6 protein-coding genes are annotated in these 10,222 nt (G+C 68.2%); 1 reads left to right on the forward strand and 5 read right to left on the reverse strand.

Annotated elements, in window-relative coordinates; translation table 11 throughout:
* Positions 1–35: 35 nt before the first annotated feature.
* From P2Q00_RS17220 to P2Q00_RS17235, 4 genes are all read right to left on the reverse strand, one after another.
* A complete protein-coding gene (locus P2Q00_RS17220; protein ID WP_275773418.1) occupies positions 36–4,703 on the reverse strand; it encodes a non-ribosomal peptide synthetase in 4,668 nt (1,555 codons plus the stop codon).
* 96 nt (positions 4,704–4,799) lie between these two features.
* Positions 4,800–5,555, reverse strand: coding sequence for a DUF4097 family beta strand repeat-containing protein (locus tag P2Q00_RS17225; protein WP_275773419.1), 756 nt, complete (start codon positions 5,553–5,555; stop codon positions 4,800–4,802).
* Positions 5,556–5,562: 7 nt separating this feature from the next.
* Entirely contained in the window at positions 5,563–6,207 is a 645-nt protein-coding gene (locus tag P2Q00_RS17230) for a response regulator transcription factor (RefSeq protein WP_275773420.1), read from the reverse strand.
* Positions 6,198–7,454 carry a sensor histidine kinase gene (locus P2Q00_RS17235; protein ID WP_275773421.1) on the reverse strand — a complete coding sequence of 419 codons (1,257 nt, stop codon included), beginning with the start codon at positions 7,452–7,454 and terminating at the stop codon, positions 6,198–6,200. The genes P2Q00_RS17230 and P2Q00_RS17235 overlap by 10 nt, the downstream gene beginning before the upstream one ends.
* 268 nt (positions 7,455–7,722) lie before the next feature.
* Between P2Q00_RS17235 and P2Q00_RS17240 the strand changes: the two genes are divergently transcribed.
* Positions 7,723–8,037, forward strand: a complete 315-nt coding sequence (locus P2Q00_RS17240) for a hypothetical protein (RefSeq protein WP_275773422.1) — start codon at positions 7,723–7,725, stop codon at positions 8,035–8,037.
* Here the strand turns inward: P2Q00_RS17240 and P2Q00_RS17245 are convergent.
* Positions 7,999–9,906 (reverse strand): AfsR/SARP family transcriptional regulator, encoded by a 1,908-nt coding sequence (locus P2Q00_RS17245; RefSeq protein WP_275773423.1) that lies wholly within the window; start codon positions 9,904–9,906, stop codon positions 7,999–8,001. The two genes, P2Q00_RS17240 and P2Q00_RS17245, sit on opposite strands and share 39 nt — an antisense overlap.
* Positions 9,907–10,222: the final 316 nt, after the last annotated feature.

Here is a 10,222-nt window from a genome sequence, read left to right on the forward strand (position 1 = left end):
TTTCCCTTTCAGGCCCCGGCAGGCCGATTCGGCGTTCATTCGGGGCGGGACGTGGTCCGGGCGTCGTACTCCCGCAGTTCGCCTTCGGACATCTGCTCGATCTCGGCCCTGATGTGGTCCTCGACGGCCGAGGCGAGGGACCGGACCGTGGGGTGTTCGAAGACGGTCCGCAGGGAGAGGTCGATGCCGAACTCGTCCTGCAGGGTCGAGGTCATCCTGATCGCGAGGATGGAGTGCCCGCCGATCTCGAAGAAGCTCTCCTGCACGCTGATCCGCTCCCGGTCGAGGATGTCCGACCAGATCGCCGCGATGTGCTCCTCGACCGGTGTGCCGGGGGCCTCGTAGTGGCCGGCGGAGCGGTCCACCGCGGGCAGGGCCTTGCGGTCGAGCTTGCCGTTCGGGGTCAGCGGCAGGGTGTCGAGAACCGCGAACGCGGAAGGAACCATGTAGGCGGGCAGCACCTCGGCGACCCGCTCCCGGACCGCATCGGCGTCGACCTGCCGGTCCCCGGCGCCGACCAGGTAGGCGACCAGCGACTTCTCGCCCTCCTGCGCCTCCTGGACGACCACGGCCGCACGGTCGATGCCCGGTTGGGCGGTGAGGGCCGCCTCGATCTCGCCGAGTTCGATCCGGTAGCCGCGGATCTTGACCTGGTCGTCCACGCGGCCCAGAAAGGCGATGCTGCCGTCGGGCAGGCGGCGCACCAGGTCCCCGGTGCGGTACAGCCGCGTCCCCGGGCCGCCGAAGGGGTTCGGGACGAACCGCTGCGCCGTGAGTCCGGGACGGTCGAGGTAGCCCCGGGCCAGGCCGTCACCGCCGATGTACAGCTCCCCGATCACGCCGACGGGCAGGGGACGCCCGGCGTCGTCGAGTACATGGGTCGTCATGTTCGGCAGCGGCGACCCCAGCGGGACCGTGGTGGTCTGCTCCGCCTGGACCGGGTGAGTGGTGGTGCCGATCGACGTCTCGGTGGGCCCGTACTCATTGATCAGACGGCCGGGACCCAGCACCGCCAGCCAGTGGTTGGCGGTCCTGGCGGGCAGCGCCTCGCCCGCGACCAGCACCACGTTCGCCAGGCCCGCGGCCTGCTCCGGGGTGAGCTGGTGGCTCAGGAGGTCGAGATGTCCCGGGGTGAGCTTGATGAAGGCGTACGGCGCCGAGGCCGCCAGCGCCTGCCCCAGGCCGGTCAGGTCGTCGAGGTCCGGCAGCAGGTGCACCGCCTGGCCGGCCATCAGCGGGGCGTAGACGTTGGTCGCCGGCAGGTCGAAGGCGATGGACGAGAACAGCGGTGCCCCGCCTTCGCCGACGATCAGGTCGCGCGCCGCCCAACGCAGGTGGTTGGTGAGCCCGTGCTGGGTGACCATGACGCCCTTGGGTCTGCCGGTGGAGCCCGAGGTGTAGATGACGTAGGCCAGCCGCTCGGGGTCCTGGGACCTCGACGGCGGTGTGTCGGCGCCCTCGGCGAGCCACTCGGTGTCCTGATCGACCGTCAGCCGGGCGCCCGTGAACGACCGGGTCAGCCCGGTCAGCCCGGAGGAACTCACCAGGATCGACGCCCCGCTGTCGGCCAGCACCTGGTTCAGCCGCTCGGCGGGGTTGGCGGGGTCGATCGGCACATACGCCGCACCCGCCTTCCACACGCCCAGGAGGGACTCGACGAGTTCCGGTCCACGGTGCAGGCACACTCCCACCAGGGTGTCCTGGCTGGCGCCGAGCGCACGCAGCCGGTGGGCGATGCGGTTGGCCGCGCGGTCCATCTCCCGGTAGCTGATGCGGCGCTCTCCCGCCACCAGGGCGACCGCCTCGGGGGTCCTGGCGACCTGGGCCTCGATCACATCGAGCACCGAGCCGGTGTCCCACTCGGTGCGGGTGTCGTTCCAGCGGTCGGTCCCTTCGCCCTGCTCCTCGGCCGGCAGGATGTCCAGCGTGGACAGCCGGGACGCGGGAGCCTCCACGGCGGCCGTGAGCAGGTGGACGAAGCGGCTCGCGAGGCGTTCGACGGTGCCGCGCTCGAACAGGGCGGTCGCGTACTCGACGACGCCGGTCAGCGCGCCGTCGCTCTCGGTACGCAGATACAGGGTCAGGTCGGTCTTGGAGACCTGCCGGTTGCCCAGCAGCAGATCGAAGTCGCTGTCCCCGGGCATGCCCCCGGAGACCTGGACGTCGTTGAAGTTGAACGCGACCTGGTAGAGCGGCGTCCTGGACAGGTCCCGTTCCGGGCGCAGCTCCTCGACCAGGTGCTCGAAGGGCACCTCCTGATGCGCGAAGGCCGCCAGGCTGGTCTCCCGCACCCGGTCCAGGGCGTCGGAGAAGCTCAGCTCGGGCTCCAACGGGCAGCGCAGCACCAGTGAGTTGATGAAGAACCCGACGACCGGCTCGGTCTGAGGCAGAGTGCGGCCCGCGACCGGAACGCCGATGCTCACGTCCCACTGGCCGCTGTACCTGGCCAGCAACGCCGAGAACGCCGTCAGCAGCGTCATGAAGGGGCTGGCCTCGTGCCGTCGGCCGAGGCCGATCACCTGTTCCGCCAGCGGTGCGGGAATCCTGATCGGCACCAGTGCGCCACGCGGGTCGCGCTCCGCCGGGCGCGGATGATCCGTCGGCAGCTCCGCGGGCACCGCGCCGCGCAGTTCCTCGCGCCAGAACGCGAGGTCCTCGGTCAGGCTGTCCTTGTCCCTGGACTTCCGCTGCCACACGGCGTAGTCCGCGTACTGGACACCCGGTACGTCCAGTTCCGGCTCACCGCCCCCGTGGTAGGCCGCGCAGATCTCCCGGAACTCCCGTTCCAGCACGGTGGCGGACCAGCCGTCGCACGCGATGTGGTGCAACGTGAGGAAGAGCAGCTGTTCCTGATCGGTGTGGCGTTCCTGATCCATGCGGCGGGCCAGCAGCGCGCGCCACAGCCGGCCCGAGGCGAGGTCGAAGCCGGCCTCGAACTCCGCGCGGACCAGTCCTTCCAGGTTCTCCGGGCCGTCGATCACCCGCAGGTCGACAGGGCCGGCCGGTTCGATGATCTGCAGGGGCTCTCCGGCGCGGCTGATGTAGCGGGTGCGCAGCGACTCATGGCGGGCCGAGAGCGCCTCCAGCGCCCGGCGCACCGTGTCCGGGGCGATGTCACCGGGCAGGCGCAGGAACAGCGGGACGATCCACTCCGCGCTGTCGGGATGCATGGTGCTCAGCAGCCACACCCGGCGCTGCCCGAAGGACAGCGGGAGTGCCTCGTCGCGGGCGACGGTCTCGATCAGTGCACGGCTTGTGCCCGCGATCCGCACCAGCTCGGCCTGCTGCTCCACGGTGACGGCCTGGTAAAGGTCCGCGAGGGCGACGTCCTTGCCGGTGGCCAGCCGAAGCCGTTCGGCCAGCCTGGCCAACAGCAGTGAGTATCCGCCGAGTTGGAAGAAGCCGTCCGTCACTCCGATGTCGTCGACGTCGAGCAGCTCCGCCCACACCTCGGCGACCACGTGCTCCTCGGGGGTACGCGGCGCCACATAGGGCGGTCGTTCGGAGTCGAGCAGCAGCAGGGGCTCCTGCGACCACAGCGCTTCGGCGTCGCCTTCGACCCGGCCGAACCACTCCAGTGTCCCGTCATTGCGCAGGCGGACGAGCGTGCCGGTGCGCAGCATCCGGCTTCCCGGCTCACCGTCGGGGTCCGGGACGAAGCGCTCGGCGGTCGCCCCCGGACTGCCCGGCCAGGCACCGGACACGGCGACATGCAGTTCGCCGGGCAGGCCCGCGGGCAGGGGCTCGCCGAACTCGTCGAGCACGGCGATGCGCAGCCCGTCGACCGGAGCTCCCAGCAGCGGCGCTTCGGTGCCCTGTTCGGGTTCCCCGTCGAGCAGGGTGACCGGGAGGCCGTATGCGGCCTGGCCGTAACTGATCGCCAGGCTCGCCGTGGTCACGGCGGAGAGCCGTCGGCGCGTCTGCGCGTCCGTCCCTGGATCCAGCTCCGGTGCGTCGGAAAGCACCAGGCGCAGGGTCGGCCACTGCGGCCGGCCGGACAGCTGTGCCAGCTCGGTGAGGAGCGGGTGGGGGACGGACAGTACCGTGCCCCGGAACTCGGCCACGGCCTCCGGCAGCGCTGCGACGTCCGGCGCGTTCCCGAGTGCCGGAAAGACCGCCGTGGCGCCGTTCAGCAGGGTTGCCAGGAGCGCCCCGTAGCAGGCGGCCTCGTCGACGGGAGCACCGAAGACGACTCGGTCGCCCGGGGCCATCTCGTGCCGCCCCACCAGTGCGGAGGCGTAGGCGGCCAGTGTCCTCCAGTCGATCACCAGACCGGCATCGCTCGCTCCGTAGCTGATGAACGCGGGGTCGTCGGCGTGGTGCACCTCTTCGCGCACATCGTCCGGACACGACGCGATCTCCTCCCGCTCGGTGTCCAGGCTCAGCAGAAGGTCGATCCGGGCGTCGCGCATGATCGACGCGAGCCGCTCACCGGGTATGGAGTCCGGCAGGAGAACGACCGCGGCTCCCGTCTTCCAGACACCGAGGAGGGACACGATCAGGTCGGCGGCGGACGCCGCCCGCACCCCCACCGCTCTTCCCGGTCCCACCCCATGGCGCCCGAGGAAACAGGCCGTCCGGCGGGCTTCCGTCTCGAATTCCCCATAGCTGATGTGACGGCCGTCCTCTATTGCAGCGATGGCGGTCGGGGAATGCATCGCATACTGCGCGACGATGCGGTGCGGAAGCGTATGCCGGGTCACAACGGCTCCTGATATCAACAACGTAGGGACAGTGCACTCGGGGATCATCAGTATGTGCGAGTGCTCTATATCGGCCCTATACGAGTCGACCCGCCGTCAGTGCACCTGGATTCCCCCGCTCCGGGTCTTGACCGTGATCTGGTGCGAAGCGTTCCGGTCGACCGGAAGTTTGACATCGGGCGTGGAGTTGGAACTCGTGGCGTCGATGTAATAACGGGATCCGTGCGGCACGCGCAGATCGACGGCTCCGTTGCCCGTCGCGATGTTCACGTTGGTGGGGGCGCTCACGAAGCCCGCGTCGACCGCGCCGTCGCCGGTGGTCACACTGGCGCTGGGGGAACGGCTGCCGGCCAGGGTCACCGCGCCCGCACCGGTGTGCAGGGTCAGGGCACCGGACGTGTTGTCCGCGTCGATGGCGCCGCTGCCGGTCCGCAGATCGAGCGGCCCCTTCAGATCGCTGACGGAGATCTGCGGCCCGCCGGTGTCCGCCTTGACGGCCAGGTCCGCCGGCAGCTTGATGTGGAGCTGCACCGAGCAACCGCCGCTGGGGCAGCTACCGACGACGGAAAGGCCCTGCCCGGACCGCTTCACCGCGACCTGGGGAGCGTCGTTGTCGTACCCCCCGTCGGCCTTGACCTCGACCTGGGACGAATCGCTCGGGCCCAGGGAGACTCCCATGCCGTCCGTGTGCACCTCCAGCAGTTTCCTGCCGCCCGCGTCTGCCTGCCACGAGCCGGAATAGGGGTGGTTCGGACGCAGCAGTTCGACGGTGCCCCAGCCGGCGAGAGCAATGACCGCGACGAGAACGGCGAGACCGCCGTAAATGACCCTACGACGCTTTTTCGATGACATACTTTTGTCAAGCTCCCAGATAGCGTAGAACAGCGAGCACCCGGCGGTGGTCCCCCGCTTCGGGCTGCAAGCCGAATTTGGTGAAGATGCTGCGGATGTACTTTTCCACCGCAGCGGCACCGATGACCAGTTCGGTCGCGATGCCGGCATTCGAGCGGCCCTCCGCCATTGCGTTGAGGACCTCCCGCTCACGGGGCGTCAGAGAGGCGAGCGGGTCCTTCTTCCGACTGCGCGCCAACAACTGCTTGACCACCTCGGGGTCCAGCACGGTGTCACCCGCATCGATCCGCTGGAGTGCGTCCACGAATTCAGCGGCGTCGGACACACGATCCTTCAGCAGGTAGCCGATGCCGTTGTCATTGCTGTCGATCAGATCGAAGGCGTATCGCTCCTCCACGTACTGCGACAGCACCAGCACGCCGACCTCGGGCCACCGGCTGCGGATGACGAGCGCCGCCCGCAGTCCCTCGTCGATGAACGTGGGCGGCATACGGACATCCACCACACAGACGTCGGGCTCGTGCTCGGCCACGGCGCGCAGCAGCGCTTCTCCGTCAGCGACCGCGGCGACCACGTCGATCCCCTCCTCCTCGAGGAGCAGGACGATTCCCTTGCGCAGCAGCGCGGAATCCTCTGCGATCACTACCCGCATGGAATCTCCACCTCGATAACGGTCGGTCCACCGACGGGGCTGTCGACGCGCAGCCGGCCGTCCACCCCTGAGATCCGGCCCGCCAGGCCGGACAGGCCGCTGCCGCGGGCGGGATCCGCTCCGCCCTGTCCGTCGTCGCCGATCGTCATGGTGAGCAGGTCGCCCTCCCGCTTGATCTCCACCCAGGCACGGTCGGCCCTGGCATGCTTGGCCACGTTGGTCAGCGCCTCCGTCACCGTGAAGTACGCGACGGCTTCCACGGTGGCCGAGGGCCGCGGCTCGGCGTCGACCTCGAGTCGCACCGGTACGGGGGCCAGCGCGATGACGGCCGAGAGCGCCGCTTCCAGACCTCGGTCGGTGAGCACCGGGGGGTGCAGGCCGCGCGCCAGGTTGCGCAACTCCGTGATGGTGTACAGCGTCTCGCGGCGTACGTCCTCCACCAGTTCGCCGGTCACCATGTCCCCCGACTTCCTGAGCCGGGAGCTGGCCCGCCCCAGCGTCATGGACATGGCCACCAGGCGCTGCTGCGCCCCGTCGTGAAGGTCACGTTCGATGCGCTTGCGCTCCGCTTCGGCCGCGTCGACGACCCGGGCCCGGCTCGCCGTCAGATCCCTGACCCGTTCCATCAGTTCCATGCCGGCAGGCCGCGACAGGAGCGTGCGTCCGAGAAAAGCGTCGAGGGCCATGAGCGGCCTGACCAGCAACGGGGAGACGCAGGCGCCGAAGAACAGCGCCAGGGCCGCGACCAGGAGCACCGAGGGCAGACCTCCGAGCACCCACGGCCCGATCCCCACCTGCCCGTGCGGAAGCAACTGGTAGTAGACCGGCAGCAGTACCAGCATCAGCGGCACCGCCCATACCAGCGCCACACCCACGGTGGTCACCCAGGACACCCCGGTCAGCAGGATGAAGTAGGTGACCAGCCGCCAGGTGCAACGGCTGCGCAGGAGCACCACGATCGACTCCAACGACCGCCACGACCACGGCGGCTCCGGCGGTTCGGAGATCCTCGCCCCGGAGGCGATGGCGAAACGCATGCGCTCCAGGGCCGCGAGCCGGTAGAGGGCCCACCCCGCGGCCACCGTGACGGGCACCCCCACCAACCCGAAGGGCACCAGGCACAGGCCCGCCCCCAGGACCGTGAGCACGGCCAGGCCGGCCATGGCCATGACGCCGTCCAGGGCCAGGTGCGCGCACACCAGCCACAGAGCCGGCGAGGTGAGTGCCCGTAACGGGTTGCGGTCCACCGTCACCTGGCGCGGCCGGCTGCCGGCACCGTCGCCGTCCTGAACATTCTGAGCAGTGTTTCCCGTCAACTCATCGCCCGACTCTCGTTCCGTGAGAGCAGGACGAGGTGCTCACCTGTCTCACGCTGTTCCGTCGACAGGAACGTAGCCGAGCCGATGCGGGCAGGTCAGCGAGGAGATCCGACAAATTGGGGGTAGGGATAACCCGCCCAAGGGCCGGTGGGCTCACGTGGCCGACTCCGGGCATCCGGAGCGGCACAGTGGAGACATGACAGAGCGACAACTGACCGTTGGCAGCAAGCCGGCCCGACTCGACGAACACGAGACCGACCAGTTCCTCGCCCGCTACGGCGACACCATCGACGACCGCATCGGTGAAGTCCTCGACGAGATCATCGAAGAACGGCTGCGGCAGCATCAGCGTGTCCCCGTCCTGCCCTTGACGACCACGGTTGTCGCCGCCACTGTCATCTCCCTGGCGCTTACGTGGTACAGCCCGTCGGCCGTTGCGGTCGTGTGGGCCGCGACCGCGGTGATCTGTTTCTCATTGGCACACTCCGCTCGGCTGTCCAAGCATCGGTAGTCCGACCGGGCTGGTCGCCAGCCTGGTGACGGCGCGCGTCCATGACCGCGGCAGCGTGGTCATATGTAAGGCCGCGGGAGTTTCATCGACCATCTCGGCCGCCAAGAGGTACAGGAAATCGTGGAGTAGATAGAGCAATCGCTCTCCGTGGTCCACGCCCGTTACGTTGAGAAGCCCCACGTCGACCAGGGCCTCCATCATCTGCTCGGCACTTTCCACCGGCATCCGCAATTCATCCGCGATCTCCGCGGGAGAGACCGCTCCTCGGCCCGTGCGTGCCAGATGGCACAGGAAATCACGGATCTCTGACGGCAGTCGGTTCACCGACAGATACAAGCTCCGTCGCACATCGAGATCCCCCATGCGCAACTCGTCGAGCCGGGTGCGGGGATTACTCAAACGGGCCACGAGCCGCGAGGCGGACCAATGAGGCCGGGCCGCGAGGCGGGCTCCCACAATTCGGAGGGCCAGGGGCAGGCCGGCACAGTGGGTGATGATTTTCTGGGTATCGTCCGAAGTGGCGCTTATCCGCCCGTCTCCCGCCACCTTCGAGAGCAGAAGGAATGCGTCGACGTCGTCCATGGGGTTCACCGCGAGGGTGTTCGCCTCGGAGACGCTGGTTATTCGGGTGCGCCCGGTGATCAGCACGGTGGGTTCCGCCGTGTTGGGTAGAAGCGGTTCCAATTGCAGGTCCCCGACAGCGTTGTCGAGGAAGACCAGGACCCGCTTGCCGAAGGTGGCGGCACGGAAAAGCCTTACCAGGTCGTCCAGGCTCTCCCGGCATGCATCGGGCCGCTCGCCGAGCGCACGCAGAAGAGCGACGAGGACTTCCTCTGTCTCCTTGGGCTCTCCGTCCGAATAGCAGAGATTGACGTATATCTGGCCGTCCGGGAAGGCCTCACGCATGTCATGTGCGGCCTGCAGGGCAAGTGCCGTCTTGCCGACTCCTCCCATGCCGACCACCAGGAAGCGACGCGACGGAGCATGGCCGATTCCGCCGTTCGCCGGCTGCAGGAGACCGCAGAGCCTTTCGAGCTGCTCCCGCCTGCCGACGAAGTCCGGAAGGGCCGGCGGAAGACTGACCGGCGCCCTGGTACGCATGACCGGCCGGGTGTCGGCTTCGCGCTGCGGCGACGGGCCGAGGTCACCGTTGAGAACCGCCTGGTAGGCGTCCATGAGCGTCGATGAGGGATCGATTCCCAGCTCGTCGGAGAGGACTCGGCGGCCTTCGTAGTAGACATGCAGCGCGTCGGCCTGCCGGCCGCACAGGTACAGCGCGGTCATGAGATGGGCCCGCAGCCGTTCCCGTACCGGGTATGCGGCGACGAGGCCGGTGAGTTCCGCGATGAGTTCCTTGTGCATGCCGAGCGCCAGGTCAGCCTGAATGCGCTGCTCCAGCACCGTGGCCCAGGCCTCCTCCAGCTGCGGCACATGGGCCTGCGCCAGCTGTGGTGTGACATTGGCCAGCGCGCCGCCGCTCCACAGGGCGAGCGCCTCACGCAGGGTCCGGGCCGCCTCCGGGTAACGCCCTTCTTCAAGGGCGGTCCCGCCGCAGCGCCCGAGCCGGTCGAACTCGGCCACGTCGACCCGTGCATCGCGGACGTCCAACAGGTAACCGGGCTGCCGGCGGATGAATTCCACATCCGCACCGAGCCTCTTGCGCAGGCGAGATATATAGGTGTAGATCTGCGCGTTCACCGTCTTGGGCGGGTTCCATCCCCACAGAAGTGAGATGAGGCGCTCGTCCGAGACAACTTTTCCCCGAGCCAGCAGCAACGCCGCCAACAAGGTGTTCTCCTTGGCTCCGGATAATTCTATTGACTTTCCGCCCCTCTTGACTCCCACGGAACCAAGCAGCTGAAAATCCATACTTCCCCCGTTCGTGCAGTAGATAACGCGACTCTCACCTAAAAGGGCAGCATTTGGTCACATGGCAGCCCAAAAGGGATGAGTCATCGCTATCGATTCTGGAGCGAAACTACCATCCTAGAAAGAGAACTCTGGGCACAAGCGCTTTCTTCTGCGCATCACAGGGGTAGGCGGGACGAGCGGAGCAATACACCGAGATTCAAGCGGTGTCCCTACTCTCTTCCCTTCCTCTTCCCCTTCCCTTACCCAGGTGTGCTGGTTAACGACGACTAATCAGGTCGGCCTCATGCTATCACTCCATGCAGATGGCATCCAT

The organism is Streptomyces coacervatus (assembly GCF_029223485.1).
GTDB classification, from domain to species: domain Bacteria; phylum Actinomycetota; class Actinomycetes; order Streptomycetales; family Streptomycetaceae; genus Streptomyces; species Streptomyces coacervatus.

Bases quoted from the DNA above. Each gene is read 5' to 3' on its own strand.
- P2Q00_RS17225 (WP_275773419.1), bottom strand. From the start codon at position 5,555: ATGTCATCGAAAAAGCGTCGTAGGGTCATTTACGGCGGTCTCGCCGTT.
- P2Q00_RS17230 (WP_275773420.1), bottom strand. From the start codon at position 6,207: ATGCGGGTAGTGATCGCAGAGGATTCCGCGCTGCTGCGCAAGGGAATC.
- P2Q00_RS17240 (WP_275773422.1), top strand. From the start codon at position 7,723: ATGACAGAGCGACAACTGACCGTTGGCAGCAAGCCGGCCCGACTCGAC.
- P2Q00_RS17245 (WP_275773423.1), bottom strand. From the start codon at position 9,906: ATGGATTTTCAGCTGCTTGGTTCCGTGGGAGTCAAGAGGGGCGGAAAG.